Below are 22,111 nucleotides of genomic sequence, written 5' to 3' on the forward strand. Positions count from 1 at the left end.
CATCTGTCCTTTCTACAAAGCTTTCTCTTTAACTGTTGTAGATTTTTTCTCATAAACTCCCCTGTTCATCTGAATAAAGAAGAAGGCTCCGACTAATCCCCATCCTGCTACCATAATCCACTCGTACGGCCAAATAAGAGCTGCAGGCATGCCTGGCAAATAGAGAACGATAAAGCCGAGACTTAGAACAAGGGCCAAGTAGCCGTATATTGGAGATTTAGCAGCCCGGAATGGTCTTTCCATTTTCGGTTCTTTTTTTCTTAACACAATAAATGACAAGGCAACAAAGAAATAAGCAACAACTATTCCTAGTCCACCTGCATCTACAATCCATACAAGCGCTGACCTTCCAAGTAAAGGTGCGAGCATGGAAAGAACGCCGATGAATAAAATCGCATTGGATGGTGTGTGATATTTCGGATGTAGTCGCGCAAACCAGGCAGGTAGCATTCCAGATTTAGCCATGGCGTAAAGAACCCGGCTGCCGCCAATGATGAAAGAATTCCAACTGGTTATAATTCCCGCAACCCCTCCAAGAATAAGAATTTGTGCAAAAACGTCAGAGTTAAATAGGCTGGCCATTGCGTCCGCCGAAGCTAGTTCAGAATTTGCAAGTTGGCTCGGACTTAATCCAAGCCCTACTCCTAAAGCAACAGCTAAATAAAAGAGGATAGCACCTACAACTGAAATGATCAAAAATCTCCCTATAGATTTTCTTGGAAGGTTTGCTTCTTCTGCCACTTGTGGAATGACATCAAAACCTACAAATAGGAACGGCACCATCACTAACACAGTCATAATCCCACCCATTCCTCCAGAGAAGGCAGGAGATAAGTTCGCTGTGTCTCCAAGGAAGCCGGATCCAAATATTAATAGTAGTCCAACTCCTACAATCATCAATGTAAAGACAGTCTGTAAAACTGCTGCCTGCTTTAATCCTAGATAGTTAATTCCTGTAATAATTAAGGCCCCCACGGACCCAATTAAAACCCAATTCAAGTGTACGTCCCAGCCGGCAATAGTCCATAAGTAACCAGCCTGGTAGTTAGGCAGCAGATAATCAATAACAGTCGGAAGGGCAACCGCTTCAAACGTGGCAACAGAAACATAGCCGAGTGTAATGGCCCAGGAAGCAACAAATGAAAAATTCTTCCCCAGGGCTCTGTGGACATACTCATGTTCTCCGCCCACCTTTGGCATAGCAGACGCCAGTTCAGCATAATTCAACCCTACACAAACAACCAGAAATCCTCCGATGACGAAAGCAATAACTGCACCCATGGAGCCGGCAGATGTAATCCATGTGCCCGATAGGACGACCCATCCCCATCCAAGCATGGCTCCTAGAGCTAAAACCAACAAATCAACCGATGATAAAACCTTCTTTAATTTCCTATCCTCCATGTAAATCCTCCATTCTAAATTGAATATTCAGTATTTTCCTGCCAGACGGTACTAATGGATTCTTTAAGAATTTCCAACCCCTCTTCCAGTTCTTCATCTGTAATGACAAGGGGCATTAAGAAACGGATCACATTTCCGTACACGCCAGCACCGAGTACGAGTAAACCATTTCTTTGAGCCTTAGCTACCATTTCCCCTGCCATCGCTTTAGCTGGTTTTTTACTTTCTTGATCACTTACAATCTCAATGGCAACCATTGCCCCTAATCCACGCACATCTCCTATACAATCGACCTTTTCAGCCAGTTGAGTGAACGTGTCTTTAACGATTTTTCCAATCTCGACAGCTCTTTCATTTAAGTTTTCACTTTCAATAATGTCGATAGCTGCTATAGCCGCTTGACAGGCTACCGGGTTTCCACTGTAAGTCCCGCCTAGCTCCCCCGCGCCTGCTGCATCCATAATTTCTTTTCTTCCGATTACACCGCTGATTGGCATTCCTGCCCCAAGAGACTTAGAGACGGTAATTAAATCTGGGGTGATAGTAAAAAGTTCAGAAGCGAAATAACGGCCTGTACGTCCAAAGCCAGTTTGAATTTCATCTGCGACAAATAAAATGCCGTGCTTTTCACAAAGTTCTTTCACTGCATGTACAAATCTCTTATCAGGGACTATGAATCCGCCTTCTCCTTGGACAGGTTCCATAAACACAGCTGCAATCGTTTCAGCTGCCACCTCTTTTAAAAGAAAATCGTTGAATTGTTTAATCATAAAATTAATGTAAGATTCTTCGCTCATCCCCTCAGGACGACGATATGTATAAGGAAAAGGTGCTTTATAAACCTCTGGTGCAAACGGACCAAATTCATATTTGTAAGGTTTTACCTTACTCGTCATCGACATCGTCATAAGGGTACGGCCGTGAAATGAATTGGCGAAAGTTACAACAGCTTGCCTTCCTGTATGCTTCCGAGCGATCTTAACGGCGTTTTCAACGGCTTCGGCACCGCTGTTTTGCAAAAGTACTTTCTTCTCATGATCTCCTGGTGCTAAATTCGCCAATTTCTCTGCCAACTCAATATAAGGCTCGTACATCATGACATTAAAACCTGTATGGATAAACCTTTCCACTTGGTCGTGCAAGGCTTCCTTCACTTTAGGATGGCAATGCCCAACATTGATGGTCCCTATCGCACCCGCAAAATCGATAAATGTATTGCCATCCACATCGGTAATTCTTGCTCCCTCGGCTTTATCAGCAAATGTTGGAATTCCATAACTTACCGCATCCGGTACAACTTAGTGGCGACGTTCAAGTAAATCGCTTGCTTTCGGTCCTGGCAGATTGGTTTGAATACTAGAATGCTTTGACATAAAATCACTCCTTTATTTAATTGAATATGGATGTTCGCAGAGATAAATCTTTAAGTGTCGAGGACATATGAGAACGGATCGCTGCTTCCACTCCACTGGTATCTCTTTCTTCAAGTTTCAAGACGATTTCTTTATGCTCAGGAATCGATTTGACTTCATCTATTGGAGTAGAGTAAAATTCATCTCTCAAAATCAGATAACAGTCCGACCACTGATTCAGTGTTTCTATTTCATGTAATAGAAACTTATTATCCGCTACTTTAGCTGGATAGGCGTGGATCAATCCATTGACTCTCATAAACTCCTCAAAGTCTTTTTTTCTGTAAGCTGCCTCCTCTTGTTCTAATAAATCTTTCAAAACTTCCAAATCTTTATTTGTTAATTTCGGGATAGCTAAGCCTGCCGCATACGTTTCAAGCACTGTCCGTAGATTAAAAACATCCTCTAGCTCTTTATTCGAAGGGTTGTGAACAACTGCCCCTCGATTTGGTACCAGTTCTATCAGCTTTTCATTCTCTAATCGTTTGAAAGCTGCGCGAATAGGAGTTCTGCTCATATTTAATTCTTTACTGACCCAATCTTCCGTTATCCTCTGACCGGGGTTCAATCGTTTCAGCATTATTGCGCGCTTCACCTTTTCATAGGCCATTTCTTCATTTCTTTTTTTTGTCGACATCTATCATCCCACCACTTTGTATTCAAAAATTGTATACAATTTATATCTGTTCACATCATAACGTAAAGCTCCCCTTATATCTACACAATTTTCAGAATTTAGTAATTATTACACAAATTCTGAACCAAAATGGTTGTTTTTTTACCACAAAATATAAAAAGCCGGGACAAATATCCCGGCTTTTGCACGATCGATTTCGAAACTCCTCTATAATTTTCACTAATACTTTGATTAAGAACGTATGAGTCCATCCAATATTAGATTCTCTGCCCAATTGACTACATCCTTGTTGTCACTTACATACATTTCTTGATCGCCTCTTCCGGAAGTCTGCATGCTTATTCCATCCCCCTTCTCTTCCCACCGTTTGATGTTGTGGGTAAATTTAGTCTGCTCATCTTTAAAACAGAGAGGGATTTTCCATTCAGTACGATTTTTTGCACCTTCTTGTGTCAAAACAAGTTCATCTCTATAAGAGAATGTCCCCCATCCACGCTTTTTTCTGTCCTTTGAAAAGTTACGGTTCGCTACATAAATGGCATTCCGCTTGTTCTTCAACTCTTCTCTAGCCTGGATGTGGGGATGATACTCCGCCCACTTTGGAATCTCCATATCTGCATTCACATCAATCACCTGATTAACCTCTAAATATCCAAAAAGGACGTGAAGGTCAGGAGCCTCGGGAACATATCTGTACACTCCATCTATTTTATCAACTTGCTTAAACCACCCAAAAAACAGAAACAGATCTCCAGGACCTACATTTCTATTATGCAGTGTCCCTTGTGAAATACCGCTTTGGCCGAATACCCCTCTCCACCCCTCCGCACGGTTCTTCCATATAGAGGAATCGAGATCGGGATCCAGGTGCGTCTCTGAGAAGCTATTAATTCCTAGATCTTTCATAATATCAAGGTAGCTTTCCGTTTCAGTAAGCATGAGGTTTTTATAAAAAATATCCGTATCCGCTCTTGGAATGTGAAAGGTGGCTAGCCTATCACCCAGAATTGGGCTAGGCTTTCCACCTGTACTTCCATCAAAACCTTTTCGGCTTAAAATCACTTTTCTAGCTATTTTGAACGCCTCCCTATGAATTAGCTGTTATTCATTTTTAGTATTGAGTTTAATTTCACAATAAAGCTTTATTATTCCAATATTCCTATGTAAATGAATTCAGACCTCTCTATAACAGCAAGCAAACAATCACCATTGATCAGCAGGATTACGAAAACTAACAGAGAAACCTTACATAAAAGGTATATCTCCTATTCAATTGTTTTCACAGGAGAGCAATGTCTGAATCTCTTTTTTAGGGAAGTGTTATCTCAAGCACCTCTGTTGCGGTTGAAGAACGCTTATTGCTTATTCCAACTCAAGGAGGGACTCAATGAAAACGATCAGTAAACCTATTGAGCAGATGGAAACCATTGACGAAGTGATAGGAAAAATGACCCAGCGGATCCAAAACCTTGAAAAGAAAGAGGATTACCGAGCCATCTTTCAGCGTGTCTACCTTTTAATGACACAAGAGATGCAACGGCGGCTTGAATCCGGTTTTTTTGAAGATCCTATTTGGATGGAACGTGTACTGGTAGGATTTGCTCGCTACTATTTCAAAGCAAGCACGGCCTATGAGACGGGAGAATCCTGTCCATGAGTCTGGTCGCTTGCCTTCCAAATGGCAGCGCAAAAAAACAGCTTTGTCCTCCAGGATGCTTTACTCGGAATCAACGCTCACATTAATAGAGACCTTCCTATTGTTTTGCACAAGGTATTAACAGAAGATCAAATTTGGCCAGACGCCCATCTCATGCTGCATCGGCGGCGTGATCATGAACGCATTAACGATGTTTTAACTGATCTCGTTGATTTAGTTCAAGATGAACTTACTCATCACTACGCCCGTCTTTTTAAAGTTATCGACTTTGTAATGGGGCGAAAAGACGAGTCATTTTCGGCCTATTTTCTTAGTAATTGTCGGACAAATGTGTGGTACAATACGGAAATTCTTCTTGATGCGTCTGATGATGAAGAATTGATGTTTCATAAGGAACGGATTGATCAAGAAGCTTGCACAGTCGCGAAACAAATAGCCGACTCTCGAACATTCCGATTAATTAATAAGCTTGCGCCATTAACTCGCCGGTTGGGATGGTTTTAAATTCGCACCATTAAATTGGGAACCAAGCGTATATTTTTCAATCAACATTAAATAACTCCGGCCTTTCAACCACAACCCTATACTCAATTATCTCCTGCTCTTTCTATACAAGGTTATCCTACAAAGCCACCCTTCGCTCGTTCCACCGAAAAAAAGTCTGTCACTTTTGCGGAAGCAGAGTTTGACAGACCTTCTTTTCCTAATACCCGAATTCAGTTCATTCGAATACAGTTTCTATTCTAGTTTCTTCCCATCAGGAGAAGATACAGGCACGTTCTTAATTAGCTGATTTTTGTTCTCGTAGTCCATTTGCCCCTCTTCCTGACGTCTTCTTTGGTGCCAAAGAGTAACTTCAAGGGAGATGATACAAATTAACAGCCACGCAAGAGCAAACAGAAATCCTGCCGCAACATCTGTAAAGAAGTGCACGCCCATATAAACTCTAGTCATACCGATAATCAGAGCAATCAGAGCTAAAGATATGTTAATGATCCACTTCCATTGTGTTCTTAGCTGACTAATAAAGACAAGATAAATGATAAAAAAGTAGAAAACAAACGCCCCTGCCGCATGGCCACTAGGAAAACTTGACGTGGCTCCGTGATATTCCCCTAAGAATTCTGGTCGTTCTCTTCCAAATTGAGATTTTAATAAGGCGGTCAGTGAACTAATTCCACCCATACTTACTATAAAATAAATACCAACCCACCGGCTCATTTTAGAAAAGAATAATAAATATACGGCGAGCGCTAGAGAAGCGACCGTAATCAATATGACAGACCCGGCTTGCGTAACCACTTTAAGTATCGGTTCGAGACCATCAAAAGATGTGGCTCTTACGAAATCAAAAGCTTGTTGATCGATAGCGAATTTTTCCTCTTGTAAAACTCCTGCTGCCAGATCAATAAAATAATAAATGCTTCCTCCGAGAGAGAGAAAACCAAGGAGAATGATGATGACTGATGTTGGAGAAAGATCCGACAGTTTTGTTCCAGAAAAAAGCATACCTATACACCTCTATCTACGCTATTGTTTGCTAACTGTTTCCCTTCCGATGCACTTATGAAACAATCCATAAATTGGTTATCAACTGGGAAGACGATGGTGAAAACGGTCAATTTTATGCGATTTCCTAAGCAAGGAACCGGAAACAAAACTGCAGGCTAGAAGAACTTAAAGAAATTTTAGGAAGAATGAAAAGACGGAAAGCTGTATGGCAGCTTTCCGTCTTTTACAATTATTCAATACGTTCGTCTATTTGTTTACTCGTTTTTGAAATCGTGATTCTGTCTTCTCCTGTACTAGGCTGTACAGCATCTCTGCCTTTTTGGATATTCCGTTTAGACTTTGATTTTTTACTCATCACTCATTCAACTCCTGTAAAAAGTAATCGAACAATCTTATTTTTATCAGAAAGTCGTATAATTATGTGAAAGGAATCAACGAAATTCTGGAGGTTCTCACTCAAAGGCTAATAGGAATCGCTCACTCTCAGTCACATTCAGCCCATTTTCACACAAAACCGGTCAAAAACTGAAGAATACAACCAAGCCTACATTTGCTCCGCTTCCATAGCGTCTGCTTTCGTCGGATGAACCGTACCAAATGGGTGCTCAGGCGGGGCATAGATACTGTAAAGCTTAAGTGGTTGATTCCCCGTATTGGTTAGATTGTGCCATTTACCCGCTGGAACCATAATGGCATAGTCATCATAAACGTTTGCCTGAAAATCTAATTGGTCCTTTGTGTCCCCCATTTGAACCAGGCCCTGCCCCTGTTCAACCCGTAAAAATTGATCCACATCAGGGTGTAGCTCCAAGCCAATATCCTCACCGACACCGATACTCATTAATGTCACTTGCAAGTGATCCCCTGTCCATAAGGCTGTCCGGAACGTATCATTCTGTTTCGTCGCTTCGTCAATATTTAAAACGAATGGTTGTTTTCCATAATCCTTCAAATCAATGCGGCCATCTTGGCGGTTTGCCCATGCACTTATGCGATAGGCGTGAGCAGCCTCGTCGTTGCATGCCTTTCCAAATACATCCCGAAGCGGTGTATGCTGGGTAAGTAAATAACTTTGCCGATAAGCTTCATAATTCTCTAATTTTGCTTGATAAGCTTTTTGGAGTCCTTCTTGGTAGCTGTCGAAACCTGTTTTATTGATTTCATATTCAGGTTGGTTTCCTGTAAGTGAGACGTACAGATTAGTGAAATGGTTCAAATGGTTCTTTTCCTCTTCTATCGTCTGTAAAATTTCATTTTTATGATTTTGACTTGGTGCAGCATTAGCTAACCGACTACATAAATCAATCGATTCCGCTTCCCCTTTGATTCCAGTAAGTAAAGCTTCTATGACTTGCTCGTTGTTTTCTGACCTGTAATAGGAGTCATTAATAGGAACGTTAACGTAATAAGGATTTTGATACATAGGATTACCGTAGTACATTCAACTCATCCCTTTCGAAAATTTCTAGAAGTATCCTATGCATCATTGCCAGTGAATGTACTTCAATGCTTGGAAAGGTCCTTTTATGTAAAAAAAGAAATCACCTTTTATTGGTGATTTCTTTTAAGTGATCACGTCCCGCAAAACGTTTGGTATGGACGGTCTGATGGCTCAGGCAGCTTCGCGTATTCCTCCTGATCAGAAGAATGTGCATAAGGATCTGAAAGTACGTTTAGGAGCCGCTCCATGACACAATAATCTTCATGACTAACTGCGGCTTCTAAGGCTTCCTCCACCCTGTGGTTCCTCGGGATCACAGCAGGATTTGATTTTTTCATTAATTCTCGGGAAGACTCTTTAGATCCTTCTTGCCTCTCAAGCCTTTTCTTCCACTGCTCGTACCAATTTGTGAATTCCATTGTTTCATACATAGGGGTATTTTCTGGCTTATCAAAAGTTAACGCACGAAACGTATTCGTAAAGTCTGCCTTATGCTTTTGCATGATCCCGAGCAAGTCGTCGATCAGCGGTTCATCCTGACTCTTTTCATCTAAGAATCCGAGTTTAGCTCTCATACCCTTAAGCCAGTGACTATAATACAACTCATCGTACTCTTTGATGGCATCCTGAGCAATTTCTACCGCTTCATCCTGATCTTCATGGAAAAGCGGTAATAAAGTCTCCGCAAAGCGCGCAAGATTCCATTTTCCAATCGGCGGCTGATTTTGATACGCATAGCGGCCACGGATATCAATGGAACTGAATACAGTTTCCGGGTCATACTCATCCATAAATGCACAAGGACCATAATCAATGGTTTCTCCAGAGATCGTCATGTTATCCGTGTTCATGACGCCATGAATAAATCCGATCAGCTGCCATTTAGCAATCAATGCGGCCTGACGATTTAAGACTTTCCGGTAAAACGCAACATATTTATTCTCTTCTGTTTTTAGCTCTGGATAATGGCGCTCGATCGCATAGTCAGTCAACGCTCGAAGCTCCTCTTCTCCCTGTCCTCTCGCAAACTCAAACGTACCTATCCGTAAATGGCTGTCCGCTACTCGTGTCACAATGGCGCCAGGGAGTTCTATTTCACGAATGACCGGTTCGCCCGTTTTCACGACAGCAAGACTACGGTTCGTTGGAACACCTAAACCATGCATCGCTTCACTTATGATATACTCACGAAGCATTGGGCCAAGTGTGGCTCGACCATCGCCCGCACGTGAGTAAGGGGTGCGACCTGATCCTTTAAGCTGAATATCCTTTCGTTCTCCTGATGGTGTAATCTGTTCCCCAAGTAATACGGCCCGACCGTCTCCAAGCATCGTAAAATGCCCGAATTGATGGCCCGCATAAGCTTGGGCAATAGGAAGGGAGCCTTCAGGAACTTTGTTACCAGCCAGTACCTCTACACCAGCTTCCGTTTCCAGTTTCTCAACGTCCAATCCTAACTGTTCCGCTAACTGCTTATTGAAAACAACCAACTCCGGTGAATTCACAGGAGTCGGTGTAACTTTTGAAAAAAACATATCCGGAAGGCGGGCATAACTGTTGTCAAAATTCCATTCCGTCGCTAAGGTTTGCTTCTCTTTTGCCATATCGATCACCTTTTTATGATTTGACTTAATCGTAAAGAACACTCCATTAGCCTCTCTACTTCATTCTTTGATTATCCTCTTTTCTCTATCGTAGTCCCTTTATGTTAAAAATAAAAGTGCCTTGCACAGTATTACTGGGCAGGCACTTTTACCGTCAGTCGCGTTGGGAATGCTGATTTCCTTTTCTTACTTCTTCCACATTGGTATCACTGTAGATACTTGTGCCGCGTCCGCCAGTTGTTTTAGCCAATAGCTCTTTGACTTCATTATATGACAAGCCTGAACGTTCGTTTTGGCATTTGACTGCATCAATGTTCGTCCCTGAACTTGCGAATGTATCGTTCTTCAGATCATGACCAGGATGATTATGCTTTGTCATCTCAAGCACCTCCTGGTCTTAATCTTCTCGTTCCTTATCTTTTTATACGACGACTAGTTCCTATCCAAATAGAATCCCTTCTATCCTTCGTTATTAGACCGTCTGTTTTCAAATTTTGCAGAAAGAAAGCCTAAGACACCACCTAAAATTGCACCGCCTAGAACCTCAATCGGCTGGTGGCCTAACAACTCTTTTAATTCCTTTTCTCGTTCAACAAATTCGAAACTTGGAAAATCTCCGGCAATCTCAGCAAAGTTATCTTCCAGGTCGTTGACTAGCTGCGCAATTTCCCCCGTATGCCTGCGAATCCCCTGGGCATCGTACATGACAATCACACCAAAGGTGACAGCAAGCGCTGTTTCCGTATGACGTGACCCTTTATTGGATGCAATATAACTTGCCAGCGCGGAAACCCCTGCCGAGTGAGAGCTTGGCATCCCTCCAGTTGTCGCCACCTGCTTCACATCCCAATCTCCTGTCATCCTTTTATAGGTAATGATTTTTAATGCTTGTGCAATACCGATCGATGATAACGCCGTCAATAGTCCCCGGTTCATTTTTTGCATAATCGATTCCTCCATTCATTGCTTTCAACTTGAGCATTTCTTATTTGATTACCCTTGAGAGAATCATTTTATGCTACGGATCTGCACATTTATAAGAACGCATGGTCTTGAGGCAGACTTATGATCCTATCACTCCTGGCTAGTATAAAAGATGGGCATTTTACCAAGAATAGTTAAAAAACGACAGGAGTTTTATTATGGGAAAGGATCAGACTTTTCCACCTCACCTGAGCAAAGGTAAGTACAGTCATCTGAGCCTTTCAGGGGATGTGGAAAAAGACGTCAATCAGGTCGCCAAAAGTCTAGGGTATCCCCTTGACCTGGTCTCAAAAGTATACACATTCAAACATAATGCTTTTGCCGTTTGTTATATAGATGGAATGATTAGCAATGACGAGCTGGAGATGACGGTGATTCTCCCGCTTATGGACTGGTTCAAAGAACATCAGTCTCCATGGGACTTTGGAAAACGCGATTTCCAACAGCACATTCAACTCCCAAAAAAATTTAGTAGAACATCCGATTTTTCCAACATCCTGGACCAATTACTACGTGGAAGTGTCATCTTATTCGTTAAAAAAGGAGAAGAAGCCTTTATCACCGCTGATCAGCGGTGGGAAACGAGAGCAATCGAAGAACCAAGTTCCCAGACCATGATTAGAGGTCCAAGAGAAGGCTTTGTCGAAACACTTGCTATTAATACGACTTTAATTCGAAGACGCATCTCGAATCCAGCACTCAGGTTTAAACAATTTCTTATAGGTGAAATCACCCAGACGCCGGTCCTTATTGCTTACATTGAAGGCCTGGTTAACGAGGATGCGTTAGAGACCGCAGTAGAAAGATTGACTAATGTAAAGCCACGGGAAGTTTTTGAAACAGGGATGCTTGAGGAATTAATTGAAACGAAAGGCTACTCCCCTATACCAACACTTTCAAATACGGAACGCCCTGATGTTGTCAGTGCAGCGCTTGTGGAAGGAAAGCTGGCTATAATGATGGAAGGGACGCCTTTTGCCATCATTGGTCCGGTAACATTTATTTCCTATTTCCAAACCGCTGAGGATTATTACAACCGGTTTGATTTAGCCACCTTCATCCGAATTATTCGATTCATTGCATTTTGGATTTCTTTTGCATTGCCAGCGACGTATGTAGCTTTAACTACCTTTCATCAGGAATTAATTCCGACGAAATTATTGATCAGCTTGACAGCCCAGCGGGAGGGTATTCCATTCCCTGCATTAATTGAAGCTTTAGTAATGGAGACTGTATTCGAAATTCTTCGAGAAGCTGGAGTACGAATGCCCCGCCCCATCGGCCCCGCTGTTTCAATTGTAGGGGCGATCGTTATCGGAGAAGCTGCTGTATCAGCTGGACTCGTTTCCCCTGCAATTGTCATCGTTGTATCTTTAACAGCCATCGCGAGTTTCGCAAGCCCTTATTATTCGATTGCAGGGTCCTCTAGGATGCTTCGCTTTGTGCTCATGATTTTTGCTGCTACTTCAGGAATTTATGGCATGCTCATCTTTACTCTTGCCTTATGTATCCATTTGGTATCACTGGAATCATTGGGACAGCCCTACATGGCTCCATTCGCCCCTTTTTCCAAAAAGCAGCAAAAGGATACCTTTTTCCGTCTCCCTTTATGGTGGACGAGTCGTAAGAAAAGGAGAAACCAGGGGGCTTGATTCCTATGAAAATCTTTTATTTCTTTGTATTAGCAGTCAGTATTTTTCTAAGCGGATGCAGCGCTCAAAACGAACTGGATGAATTGCTCATCCTATCTGGGATTGGTATTGATGAGGGAGAAAATGGCGGGGTAAAAATCATCCTTAAAGCAACCAACCCGCAAGCCAATTCAAGTGGCCAAGAAACCGGAGGCAGCAATCAGGCTCCCAGTTATACGTTTGTTAGTGAAGGCAAAGATGTGATTGAAGCCTTTTCGAATGTGAACGAATTGCTTGGACGGAGGCCCTTTTTCGCTCATATATCAGCTCTGGTCGTAGGTGAGGGTTTTGCAAGAAACCAAGGCGTGAAAGAGTTAATAGACTATATGGAGAGGCATTATGAAATCAGGGACAGTTACTTGTTTTTTATAGCCAAGGGGGAAAAAGCAGAATCGATCATGAACTTATTTACTCCTATAGAAAATTCTTCAGTGTTTACTATTGATCGGATGGTCAGTATAGCCGGAGAAGCTCATGGTATGAAGGATGGCATCAAACTGGAGGATTTTATTAAATGGAGTTTTGGGGACAATCGTGACCCTGTAGCTCTTGGTGTCGAGAAAGTTGATGTTGAAGTTCAATCTACAAATGCAGAAGTGCTGAATAACATTGAAGGTAATAAAAATGCCGTACGGTTAACAGGTGTAGCTGCATTTAAAAATAACCATCTGGTGGACTGGCTCACGGGAAAAGAGACCCAGAGTTTCGCGATTCTCACCAATCATACAGGCCAGACATTGACCTATTCCGTTCCCTGTAGTGAAGGAGAAGGAACGATAGGTTTTAGTTTAAAAGAAATGAAAAAGGACTTTAAACCAAAGCTTCAAAAGGGAAAGTTAACGTACGATATCAACTTGAGAGCCCAGATTACGTTGAAAGGATTTACGTGTCCGATGAAGCTATCAACGAACCAAGGGGTAGAAGAACTGCAGCAAATCGTAAATAAAACATTGGAAAAAGACCTTACTTCCTCCATAGAGAAAGCCCAGGAATTACAACTGGATTATTTTGGAATACGAAACCAACTTTTCAGAAATGAAACGAAACAATGGGAAAAAGTGAAAGATGACTGGGAAAATTTATATAAAAATATGGAAATAAACACTCAAGTCCACGTATATTTGGAATCGCCTGGAGCGAGGGTTGATAATAATGAAGAAAAAAAATAAAACATGGAAAGAAAAAGGGTTCATTATCGGTGCCTGGCTGTTTTCGATGTACTACACGATCGGCTATTTGTTAGACCGCCCCTTTTTTCCTATCACCCAGTGGCTGAGAGCCATTTACAAACCCATCTATACCGCACTGTTTGGAGGGTCATCATGAACATTCAATTAACAAAATACCAGTTGTTTACGGTAACCACAAACTTTGTCATCTTCAGCTCCATCTTGATGGCTCCAGCGTTGACCGTGGTAGCTGCAAAGCAGGATGGCTGGCTCTCTATGCTTCTTGCGTTGATTATTGGTCTGTTACTGAATTTTGTTTATGTTCTCCTTTTACGAAAACACCAGTACCCTTCTTTGTTCAGTCTAATTGACCGCGCTGCTGGTAAATGGATGGGTACCTTATTGAATATTGTGCTTATGTTCTATGCACTCCATCTTGCGGCTATGGTTGTAAGAAACTTGAGTAATTTCATCGTCTCCAGTGTATTTCCCAATGCTCATCCCTGGACTTATCAAGTTCTGTTGATTGGGCTTGTAGCATTTACGGCCCTCCACGGTGTAAGAAACTTATTTCTCTTAAACGAATTGTTATCGCCGCTGCTTTTTTTCATCGTTGGGGGATCTTTGCTCTTGATCATCAAAGATTTCAGTTTTATTGAATTAAAACCTATCTTCTACACTCCTTTCCCTTCATTTTTCAAAGGAGCCTATGCGACACTAGGCTTCCCCTTTATTGAAGCTTTGTTATTAGGGAATTTCTTTCACTATGTTCAACGTAAGAAACAGTTGTCTGTTGTTTACTTATCCGGGCTCCTTTTTGGAGGCCTCACTCTTGTCATTGCCGTATTGCTTATCATTGGAAACGACGGGGCTTATATTGTGGCAAGGGAGACCTATCCTACTTATTCGGTTTTGAGAGATATAGAATTTACCACCATCTTTGAAAGAATTGAAATCTTAATCGCACTTGCCTGGATCACAGGACTATTTTTCAAAACTACCGTCTGTTTCCTTGTCGTAATGATGGGATTTAAACACCTATCCAATTCGAAGAGCTACAGACCTTTTATCGTTCCCATTGCCATTTTAATCTGGGCAATGAGTAACCATCTTCACAAGACAGTTATGGATTTCAGCAATTTTGTGACGTCGAGCTGGACGTTGTACTGGATTACACTGTATTGTGTACTAATAATTGTCTTCCTAATTGGGTTTTTGAGGAAGAAAAAACAATCAGGACAGGGACAGCAACCAGGAAACGATCACTCTTCTATGCAAAAAGCCAGGCCTTGAATTTTTAAGGCCTGGCTTTCTTACTATTTAACGGCTTTATACCGTTTTTGATTTTCAAGATTACGAACTGGATCTCTTCTTTTATTCGTAGCGATAATATAAACAGCCAGCGTTGTAATGATGGCTACAATGATCGTACCAATATTGAAGATTCCTTTTTCCGCCGTCCAAACAATCGAATACCCGAGCGCCCCTGCAAAGGTGGCATAGTAAACGAATGGAAGCAGCGTTTTTCTTATGATGTTTCCTTCTTGTCCGACAAGACCTACGACTGCACAAGCAGCAACGACGTTATGCACACAAATCATATTGCCTGCAGCTCCTCCTACGGCTTGAAGGGCAACAATCCAGGTGGCATCTACTCCCATTTGCGAGCCTACATCGTATTGAAATAGAGAAAACATCATATTACTGACGGTATTACTTCCTGCAATAAAGGCCCCCATGCCTCCTACAAAAGAGGAGAATAATGGCCAAAAGTCTCCAGTCAAGGCCGCAACTCCGTTGGCAAGCTCGATCGGCATGCTCTCAAAACCTGCCGTACCCCCTCCTGAATTCAGGAAAACCTGAACCATCGGCACTGTAAACACAAGTGCTGCCGAGGCTGGGATCATCGTTTTCCCTGAATGGGCCCAAGCTTTTTTATAGGACTGTCCATTCATCTGGTGAATAGCAAATGTAAGTAGAGAAACGATGACAAAAATCGTTCCCGGCAGATAAAGCGGTTGGAAGCTCGCCGTTATGTCCGTTCCGAATAAAGATGGAAACGTCACATTCCATGACTTAATCCACTCAAGAAACGGCAATGACTTCAGACGTGTCAAAACTAGGAATAAACCAACTAAAATATATGGTGTCCATGCCCGTACCATAGACATCTTACCGCTTTTGTGCGCAACATCTTTAATCTCAATTTTACCCGTCCAGGATGGGTCCCATTTTGATTGATCATCAAAATCCCAATACTCCTCTTTAGGCGGCATCAAGAATCCTTTTTTTGCTGCAGGGACAACAATAGCTAGACCAACGAGACCTCCAACCATTGAAGGAAATTCTGGACCAAGCACATTAGCGACGATAACATAAGGAATAGTCATGGCTAATGCAGCAAATAGAGCGAATTTCCAAACTTTAATTCCTTCACTGAATGATTTGTTTTTCCCGAAAAACCTAGTCATAAGAGCAACAACGAACAGTGGGACAAGCGTTCCGACAATCGCATGGAGAATGGCGACCCGTCCTCCGACCATTGTAACGAGGCTAAGAAAATTATCGGTAATACTTGCATCAGCAGCTAATCCTGTCTGAACCCCGACAAGAATCGGCGTACCTACCGCACCGAATGAAACAGGTGTACTTTGGATGACCATTCCAGCGACAACAGCGGCCATTGCAGGAAAACCAAGTCCAACAAGTAAAGGAACAGCTACAGCTGCCGGCGTTCCGAATCCAGCAGATCCTTCTATAAAAGAACCAAACAGCCAGGCTATGATGATCACCTGAATCCTTCTATCTGGAGAGACGCCAACAAATCCTTCTCGGATCGTCTTTAGCCCGCCACTTTCTTGCAACGTGTTCAATAAAAGTATCGCGCCGAAGATGATATAAAGAAGTGTAGCAGCAACAACCAATCCATTGACTGAGGCAGCAGCGACAGTAACTCCAGGTACTTGCCACACAAACAAAGCGAGTAAAACGGCAACTATGTACGAAATCGGCATCGCTTTACTTGCCGGCCACCTGAGACCTACGAGAAAAACACCTACAGCAGCAATCGGTAAAAGAGATAATAACGCTAAAGTTCCGGTGTTCATGATTCACCCTCCATTGGTTTTTTGTCTAAAGGACACGACCAATAACCTCTATCCTCCCTGTTTCTTATTAAGAAACATCGCTTCATTTCCACGGTAAAAAAATACGCATGTTTGTAAGCGCTTTCTATATCATAAGATCATTATAAGATCAGATGACCTTACTTTCAACAATATTCGGAAAATTAAGTAATATTTACTTGTTTCGATAACTATTGATAAAAAACGCATCTCATCCCATCCGTGATCATGGAGTCCAGGCTTTGCTTTCTTCCCTCCACAGTAAGTCTCCTAGGTGCTTTAAGAAAAAGGGATCTTTTCATTCCACTGTTTCCCTGCTTATTACGAGAGTGGCTAAGCGTTGTAACTATTCGTATTCTATGCCAAAGACCCTAACTCCCAAAAATTTTTAGTCTACTAGAATACTGCTCTTAACCTCTTACATAAAGATTTCAGCACTAACGGAGCAAAGGTTATCCGGATGAAAACGAGCTGATTATCATACGGATAACCTATTATTCCATTAGTACTATGCTCATCTACGATTCTACTGAAACCGAGGACTTGATCGTTCGGTTTCTCAACGTACCTATTTCATCAATCTTGCACTCAATCACATCTTGGTTTTTCACAAAGTGTGCCCCTAAAGGACTTCCTGTCAAGATGACATCACCAGGCTCCAGCGTCATAACTTTTGATAAATAAGATACCATATGGGCAAGCGGCACAATCATCAGGTTCGTCGGGCTGTTTTGTGTTTCAACACCATTGATATCTGCTTTCACAGAAACCTGAGAAGGATCCAGCTCTGTTTCGATATATGGACCAATAGGCGTGAACGTATCGAACGACTTCCCTACGGTCCAATGCCCATCTTCATGGAAAAATTGAGGAGCTGTCACATCGTTTCCAATGGTGTACCCAAAAATATGATCCAGTACATCTTCTTCAGCCACGTTGCGGGTTTCTTTGCCAATAACAACCGCCAATTCTGATTCAAACTTCACTTCGCCCACCAAGTCAGGAATGATAATTTCCGCTTCGGGTCCAATCATAGACGAAGAAGGCTTGAAGAAAAATACGGGGATTTCCGGCAGCTCTTCTGGTCTTTCCTCTGTGCTGCCTACGTAGTTGGCACCGATCCCGATAATTTTGCTCGGTTCAACTGGTGCTAACAACTGCACTTGCTCGAGCGGAAGCACTTCACCGGAATAACTCCAATCCTCGTATAAATCTCCCTCAATCACACTGATATCATCACCTGTTACTACTCCGTAATGGATCTCACCTTTATGTGTAAATCTCGTAAATTTCATATTTATTCACTCCTATAATTTTTATTTGACAGCTACGGTGTCTTTTACGATTTTCTTTACGTCCATGCAGCGACTCGGTGTGGGAAATAACTTCCCTTTATTTAGCAAGTCATCAGGGTTAAATACTTCTCTAATCCTCAACTGTGCTTCCAATTCTTCATCTGAAAAAATGAACCTCATTTCTTCTTTTTTCTCAATGCCAACTCCGTGCTCGCCCGTAATCGAACCTCCGACGTCTGCGCAGGCTTTCAAACACGCAGTTCCAGCTTTTAATGCTTTTTCTGTTTCGCCAGGAATACGAGAATCAAATAAGATAAGTGGATGAAGGTTGCCATCTCCTGCGTGGAAGATGTTTGCAATTCTTAATCCTGATTCCTTACTGATATCGGAGATATTTTTTAGCACTTCCGGCAATGTACTTCGCGGAATGACTCCGTCCTGAACGAGGTAGTCCGGTGATATAGCTCCCATCGCTCCGAATCCCGTCTTACGGTTGGCCCACCATCGTCCTCGTTCTTCTTCACTTTCGGCTACTTTCACTTCTCTTACGTTCCGAGCTTTACATACCTTGAGAATCTGCTCGATCTGCTCCTCAAGTCCTGCAGTGATTCCATCCACTTCGATGAGCAGGAGTGCCTCTATATCATCAGGGTGACCGACAGGATATGCTCCAGCTTCGACGCCCTCGATGGCTGTCTCGTCCATCATTTCAAGAGCAGCTGGTACAATGCCAGCAGATATGATGTCAGAAACGGCGCGGCTGCCATCTTCTACACGGTCAAAATAGGCAAGTACCGTCTGCTTGCCTTCAGGGTTTTTTAAAATTCTCACCGTAATTTTCGTGACAATTCCCAGCGTCCCTTCAGACCCTGTCAAAAGCCCCATCAGATCATAACCAGGGCTGTCAGGGACTCCATCTTCTGCGATTTCTATGACTTCTCCATTCGGCAGTACGACCTCAAGCCCTAAAATGTGGTTCGTTGTAACTCCGTATTTTAAACAGTGGGCTCCTCCAGCATTTTCAGCAACGTTGCCCCCGATCGTGCACACATACTGGCTCGAGGGGTCAGGAGCATAATAATACCCTTTGTCTGAGATGGAATTCGTCAGTTTCAAATTGACAAATCCTGGCTGCACCACCGCCTGACGGTTTTCATAGTCAACACTTAGCAAATGTTTCATTTTCACTAAGCTGATAATGACTTCATTGTTAAGCGGTATCGCTCCTCCACTCAACCCTGTGCCTGCACCGCGGGCCAGAAAAGGAATATCATTCGCAGCACAATAGCGGACGACTGCTGCCACTTCTTCGGTATTCTTTGGAAAAACAACGGCTTTCGGCATCGCCTTATGGACCGTGAAGCCGTCACAATCATAGGATAAGAGATCCCCTTGCTCATGAAGCACCTCTTTTTCCCCTACAATCTCGATCAGCCGGGCAATGTGCGGATTTTCATACGTTTTCTTTTTCTTAGTCCTTCCAAACATTCGTGTCACCCTTTCACCGTTGCTGGTTTTTCGTTAGCCTGCTTGTCTTTTTGATAGGCCCAGTCGAGCAACTGGATCGTGTGAACGATTTCGCTTCGTCTGCCGTATTTTTGTACACCCATCGCCATCTGCAGCATACAACCAGGGTTCCCCATTGAGATCATCTCGACATCTTCTGGCACATGCTCCATCTTCCTGTCTAAAACCGCTCCCGCCATTTCAGGGTTAGTTAAATTGTAGATGCCTGCACTTCCACAACACGTATCTGCATTGGAAAGTTCCGTGTACTCCACTCCCGGTATGTCTTTTAGAAGCTGGCGCGGCTCATGACGTACGCCTTGTCCATGCGCTAAATGGCAGGCATCATGGTACGTGATCCGCTTATGGATCTCGCTTTTCGGTTTTTCATAACCACTGTCATATAAGTATTTGGATATATCTTCAACTTTTCCCGAAAACTCTTCCGCTTTTGCTTTCCATTCCGGATTGTCTTTGAACAATTCCGGGTACTCTTTCAATGCACAGCCACATCCCGCTGCATTGACAATGACTTTCTCAGAATCCTTAAAGGCTTCGATATTCTGCTTGGCCAATTTCCTTCCTGTATCTCGATCTCCAGCATGCACATGCAGAGCACCACAGCACGTTTGACTTTTAGGAATGACAACTTCATTGTCGTTGTGAGTCAATACATTGATGGTCGACTCATTAATATCACTGAACATGACGTCCATAATACACCCTGTCAGCATTGAAACACGGGCTTTCGGTGTCCCTTTTGCAGGAATGACGTCGATATCTTTATACTTTTTCTGTACAGAAGTCTTTACTTCAGGCATGATTGACTCCATCCCAGCGAGATGCGAAGGCATAACCTTTAGGGCCCCCGTTTGACGGATTACTTTTTGAACGCCGCTTTGTTGATAAAATTTAAGCAGTCCACTGATCGTTTGCATGCGATTTTGATGCGGGAAAAGTCCCTTTAAGAAGAAGTTGCTTACCGCACCTCTCCAACCTTTTAACGGCATTGCTTCACGGATCTGCCCCCGTGCTTCCTCAATCAAACCGCCGACATCCACATCTGCCGGGCAAGCCGTTGTACAGGCCCGACAATCAAGGCATTGAAAGACTGGATCGGCCAACTGCTCATCGAGGCTGAGTTTTCCTTCGGCAACGGATTTTATCAAGTGCACTCGGCCTCTGGGAGAATGTTGTTCCTGCCCCGTTTCCAGATATGTAGGACAAGCCTCTAAACACATTCCACAGTGAACACAATCCGCCCACTTTTCTTCATCCGGATGATCTTTTTCAAAATAATTGCTTAAACTGGTCGATGAACAAGGCAGGCTCGATTTGTTTTCAGACTCTACCATTTCCTTAAGCAATTTAAATCCCTCCTATAAACCGTTGATGGTTCAGTGTGTTCCTTGGATCGACTTTTTGCTTGATGCCTTCAAATAAGAAAAAAGATGATGTTTTTTCTCCCCAGGCGTCGATCTCTTTCCGAAGCTTGTACGGCAAGTGTTTTCCAATGGCGTATCCCTTCTTACTCTCGGCTATTTTTCTAAGCACCCGAATCGCTTCCAAAACCTCTGCTTCCTCACCGGCTAACGTATATTGACTGATCCCATGCCCCATGCCGCCATGAGCTTCGATGGATACGGAGGAGGTGATGGTGCCTGAGTCTTTCATGATCTGAAACACATCCATATTTTTACTGCCAATTTTCAAGATTGCTTGGATGCTGCCGGTTTGTCCATCTGTGAGACTGTTAGGGGCAAGTGTCGAGAACGTCCGCCAGAACTCCCGCGCTTTATCTTGCCGTATGACTTGAATAAATGCACTTTCAGACTTATGGTTTTCCACCCACTCTTCCTGATAACGAACCGATTTTTCTACATCTTCAAAAGCGACCAAAAGCATGTACTCTTCACGCCCGGTCAATTTTTTTGATAAGTTTGGGTTTACGAGCTCAAGTGACACAGGCTCGATCACAGAATCCTGGATAGCGACAGCCAATGTCTTCAATTCATCCATTTTTTCTTCAGGAACCGACACTTGAAGGAGGCTTTCATACTTAGGAATCGGTCGAAGCTTCATGGTAATTTCGGTAATGACTCCAAGCGTTCCCATTGCCCCTATGAAAAGCTTGTTCATGTCATATCCGGCCACGTTTTTGACTACCTTTGCTCCTGTACGGATGATTTCACCGTTCGGGTAAACGACCCTCAACCCGATGACTAAATCTCTCGCTGATCCATACTTCAACCTTTTGCAACCGCTTTCATTTGAAGCGATAACTCCACCAATGGTTGCTTGATCAGGCCAATCTGGATCAATGGAAACCATTTGATTGTGCTGACGGAGAAAATTTTGAAGCTCTGTAATGGTTGTACCCGCTCTGACCGTCACCGTCATATCACCGACATTATGTTCGACTACTCCTTTATAATCACTCAAAGAAAGTGTCCAATCATAAGCTGTTTTCACACCGCCATACCCACGTTTCGTTCCTCCTGATTCAATAGTAAGATTTATATTTTCTTCATCTGCCTCACGAACGATTTCTGATATCTCTGCTTCTGTCGTCGGTTTCAAAACCTTCGCACCTTTGTTAGCGAACTTGTCCTTCAAAGAAACATCTTGCTCTGATATCCCTTTCATATTCATCCATCACACCCTCTTTTGTTTC

Annotated in this window: 18 protein-coding genes and 2 pseudogenes; 5 read left to right on the top strand and 15 right to left on the bottom strand. The window is 42.8% G+C overall.

Features of this window, described 5'->3' with window-relative positions; all coding sequences use genetic code 11:
* Positions 1 to 12 precede the first annotated feature (12 nt).
* From HM131_RS17520 to HM131_RS17535, 4 genes and pseudogenes are all read right to left on the bottom strand, one after another.
* Positions 13 to 1,404, bottom strand: coding sequence for an APC family permease (locus HM131_RS17520; protein ID WP_085030984.1), 1,392 nt, complete (start codon positions 1,402 to 1,404; stop codon positions 13 to 15).
* A 14-nt stretch (positions 1,405 to 1,418) separates the two neighbouring features.
* Positions 1,419 to 2,777 (bottom strand): annotated as a pseudogene (gene gabT, locus HM131_RS17525) (4-aminobutyrate--2-oxoglutarate transaminase).
* 16 nt (positions 2,778 to 2,793) lie between these two features.
* Positions 2,794 to 3,453 carry a GntR family transcriptional regulator gene (locus HM131_RS17530; RefSeq protein WP_085030985.1) on the bottom strand — a complete coding sequence of 220 codons (660 nt, stop codon included), beginning with the start codon at positions 3,451 to 3,453 and terminating at the stop codon, positions 2,794 to 2,796.
* A 231-nt stretch (positions 3,454 to 3,684) separates the two neighbouring features.
* Positions 3,685 to 4,515, bottom strand: coding sequence for an Nmad3 family putative nucleotide modification protein (locus HM131_RS17535; RefSeq protein WP_085030986.1), 831 nt, complete (start codon positions 4,513 to 4,515; stop codon positions 3,685 to 3,687).
* A 355-nt stretch (positions 4,516 to 4,870) separates the two neighbouring features.
* Here HM131_RS17535 and HM131_RS17545 point away from each other — a divergent pair.
* Positions 4,871 to 5,614, top strand: a pseudogene (locus tag HM131_RS17545) (DUF5995 family protein).
* A 234-nt stretch (positions 5,615 to 5,848) separates the two neighbouring features.
* Here the strand turns inward: HM131_RS17545 and HM131_RS17550 are convergent.
* The 6 genes from HM131_RS17550 to HM131_RS17570 form a co-directional block, all read right to left on the bottom strand.
* The gene (locus tag HM131_RS17550; RefSeq protein WP_085030989.1) at positions 5,849 to 6,619 is read right to left on the bottom strand and encodes a phosphatase PAP2 family protein; all 771 of its coding nucleotides are present in this window, start codon (positions 6,617 to 6,619) and stop codon (positions 5,849 to 5,851) included.
* A gap of 232 nt (positions 6,620 to 6,851) precedes the next feature.
* Positions 6,852 to 6,977, bottom strand: a complete 126-nt coding sequence (locus HM131_RS21195; protein ID WP_269749099.1) for a hypothetical protein — start codon at positions 6,975 to 6,977, stop codon at positions 6,852 to 6,854.
* A 189-nt stretch (positions 6,978 to 7,166) separates the two neighbouring features.
* Complete coding sequence (locus HM131_RS17555; RefSeq protein ID WP_085030990.1) at positions 7,167 to 8,063, bottom strand: cupin domain-containing protein; 897 nt, start codon at positions 8,061 to 8,063, stop codon at positions 7,167 to 7,169.
* Positions 8,064 to 8,194: 131 nt separating this feature from the next.
* A complete protein-coding gene (locus HM131_RS17560) occupies positions 8,195 to 9,667 on the bottom strand; it encodes a protein adenylyltransferase SelO (RefSeq protein WP_085032095.1) in 1,473 nt (490 codons plus the stop codon).
* Between the two features lie 154 nt (positions 9,668 to 9,821).
* Positions 9,822 to 10,046, bottom strand: a complete 225-nt coding sequence (locus HM131_RS17565; RefSeq protein WP_085030991.1) for a hypothetical protein — start codon at positions 10,044 to 10,046, stop codon at positions 9,822 to 9,824.
* An 80-nt stretch (positions 10,047 to 10,126) separates the two neighbouring features.
* Positions 10,127 to 10,612 (bottom strand): divergent PAP2 family protein, encoded by a 486-nt coding sequence (locus HM131_RS17570; protein ID WP_085030992.1) that lies wholly within the window; start codon positions 10,610 to 10,612, stop codon positions 10,127 to 10,129.
* Positions 10,613 to 10,809: 197 nt separating this feature from the next.
* On the opposite strand from HM131_RS17570, the gene HM131_RS17575 reads away from it, so the two are divergent.
* Genes HM131_RS17575 through HM131_RS17585 form a run of 4 tightly spaced genes read left to right on the top strand, consistent with a single transcriptional unit; the run spans position 10,810 to position 14,804 of the window.
* Positions 10,810 to 12,303, top strand: coding sequence for a spore germination protein (locus HM131_RS17575; RefSeq protein WP_085030993.1), 1,494 nt, complete (start codon positions 10,810 to 10,812; stop codon positions 12,301 to 12,303).
* Positions 12,304 to 12,308: 5 nt separating this feature from the next.
* The gene (locus HM131_RS17580) at positions 12,309 to 13,511 is read left to right on the top strand and encodes a Ger(x)C family spore germination protein (protein WP_085030994.1); all 1,203 of its coding nucleotides are present in this window, start codon (positions 12,309 to 12,311) and stop codon (positions 13,509 to 13,511) included.
* Positions 13,495 to 13,668: a hypothetical protein gene (locus HM131_RS20990; protein ID WP_198162668.1), complete on the top strand. Its 174-nt coding sequence runs from the start codon at positions 13,495 to 13,497 to the stop codon at positions 13,666 to 13,668. The genes HM131_RS17580 and HM131_RS20990 overlap by 17 nt, the downstream gene beginning before the upstream one ends.
* Positions 13,665 to 14,804 (top strand): GerAB/ArcD/ProY family transporter, encoded by a 1,140-nt coding sequence (locus HM131_RS17585; RefSeq protein ID WP_198162669.1) that lies wholly within the window; start codon positions 13,665 to 13,667, stop codon positions 14,802 to 14,804. Before HM131_RS20990 ends, HM131_RS17585 begins: the two co-directional genes overlap by 4 nt.
* Positions 14,805 to 14,827: 23 nt before the next feature.
* Here HM131_RS17585 and HM131_RS17590 read toward each other — a convergent pair whose 3' ends face one another.
* The 5 genes from HM131_RS17590 to HM131_RS17610 all read right to left on the bottom strand — a co-directional run bounded on the left by HM131_RS17590 (position 14,828) and on the right by HM131_RS17610 (position 22,089).
* Positions 14,828 to 16,618 carry an L-lactate permease gene (locus tag HM131_RS17590; RefSeq protein WP_085030996.1) on the bottom strand — a complete coding sequence of 597 codons (1,791 nt, stop codon included), beginning with the start codon at positions 16,616 to 16,618 and terminating at the stop codon, positions 14,828 to 14,830.
* A gap of 536 nt (positions 16,619 to 17,154) precedes the next feature.
* On the bottom strand, positions 17,155 to 17,931 hold the full coding sequence (locus tag HM131_RS17595) for a fumarylacetoacetate hydrolase family protein (protein WP_085030997.1): 777 nt from the start codon (positions 17,929 to 17,931) through the stop codon (positions 17,155 to 17,157).
* 21 nt (positions 17,932 to 17,952) lie between these two features.
* Positions 17,953 to 19,419, bottom strand: a complete 1,467-nt coding sequence (locus tag HM131_RS17600; RefSeq protein WP_085030998.1) for an FAD-binding oxidoreductase — start codon at positions 19,417 to 19,419, stop codon at positions 17,953 to 17,955.
* Between the two features lie 5 nt (positions 19,420 to 19,424).
* The gene (locus HM131_RS17605; protein WP_085032097.1) at positions 19,425 to 20,792 is read right to left on the bottom strand and encodes a (Fe-S)-binding protein; all 1,368 of its coding nucleotides are present in this window, start codon (positions 20,790 to 20,792) and stop codon (positions 19,425 to 19,427) included.
* A 13-nt stretch (positions 20,793 to 20,805) separates the two neighbouring features.
* Positions 20,806 to 22,089 (bottom strand): FAD-binding oxidoreductase, encoded by a 1,284-nt coding sequence (locus HM131_RS17610; RefSeq protein WP_085030999.1) that lies wholly within the window; start codon positions 22,087 to 22,089, stop codon positions 20,806 to 20,808.
* Between the last annotated feature and the right edge of the window lie 22 nt (positions 22,090 to 22,111).

Source organism: Halobacillus mangrovi, assembly GCF_002097535.1.
Taxonomy (GTDB): Bacteria; Bacillota; Bacilli; order Bacillales; family Halobacillaceae; genus Halobacillus; species Halobacillus mangrovi_A.

Excerpts from the sequence above, each read along its gene's own strand:
- HM131_RS17520 (WP_085030984.1), bottom strand. The coding sequence starts at position 1,404 with ATGGAGGATAGGAAATTAAAGAAGGTTTTATCATCGGTTGATTTGTTG.
- HM131_RS17530 (WP_085030985.1), bottom strand. The coding sequence starts at position 3,453 with ATGTCGACAAAAAAAAGAAATGAAGAAATGGCCTATGAAAAGGTGAAG.
- HM131_RS17550 (WP_085030989.1), bottom strand. The coding sequence starts at position 6,619 with ATGCTTTTTTCTGGAACAAAACTGTCGGATCTTTCTCCAACATCAGTC.
- HM131_RS21195 (WP_269749099.1), bottom strand. The coding sequence starts at position 6,977 with ATGAGTAAAAAATCAAAGTCTAAACGGAATATCCAAAAAGGCAGAGAT.
- HM131_RS17555 (WP_085030990.1), bottom strand. The coding sequence starts at position 8,063 with ATGTACTACGGTAATCCTATGTATCAAAATCCTTATTACGTTAACGTT.
- HM131_RS17560 (WP_085032095.1), bottom strand. The coding sequence starts at position 9,667 with ATGGCAAAAGAGAAGCAAACCTTAGCGACGGAATGGAATTTTGACAAC.
- HM131_RS17565 (WP_085030991.1), bottom strand. The coding sequence starts at position 10,046 with ATGACAAAGCATAATCATCCTGGTCATGATCTGAAGAACGATACATTC.
- HM131_RS17570 (WP_085030992.1), bottom strand. The coding sequence starts at position 10,612 with ATGCAAAAAATGAACCGGGGACTATTGACGGCGTTATCATCGATCGGT.
- HM131_RS17575 (WP_085030993.1), top strand. The coding sequence starts at position 10,810 with ATGGGAAAGGATCAGACTTTTCCACCTCACCTGAGCAAAGGTAAGTAC.
- HM131_RS17580 (WP_085030994.1), top strand. The coding sequence starts at position 12,309 with ATGAAAATCTTTTATTTCTTTGTATTAGCAGTCAGTATTTTTCTAAGC.
- HM131_RS20990 (WP_198162668.1), top strand. The coding sequence starts at position 13,495 with ATGAAGAAAAAAAATAAAACATGGAAAGAAAAAGGGTTCATTATCGGT.
- HM131_RS17585 (WP_198162669.1), top strand. The coding sequence starts at position 13,665 with ATGAACATTCAATTAACAAAATACCAGTTGTTTACGGTAACCACAAAC.
- HM131_RS17590 (WP_085030996.1), bottom strand. The coding sequence starts at position 16,618 with ATGAACACCGGAACTTTAGCGTTATTATCTCTTTTACCGATTGCTGCT.
- HM131_RS17595 (WP_085030997.1), bottom strand. The coding sequence starts at position 17,931 with ATGAAATTTACGAGATTTACACATAAAGGTGAGATCCATTACGGAGTA.
- HM131_RS17600 (WP_085030998.1), bottom strand. The coding sequence starts at position 19,419 with ATGTTTGGAAGGACTAAGAAAAAGAAAACGTATGAAAATCCGCACATT.
- HM131_RS17605 (WP_085032097.1), bottom strand. The coding sequence starts at position 20,792 with ATGGTAGAGTCTGAAAACAAATCGAGCCTGCCTTGTTCATCGACCAGT.
- HM131_RS17610 (WP_085030999.1), bottom strand. The coding sequence starts at position 22,089 with ATGAATATGAAAGGGATATCAGAGCAAGATGTTTCTTTGAAGGACAAG.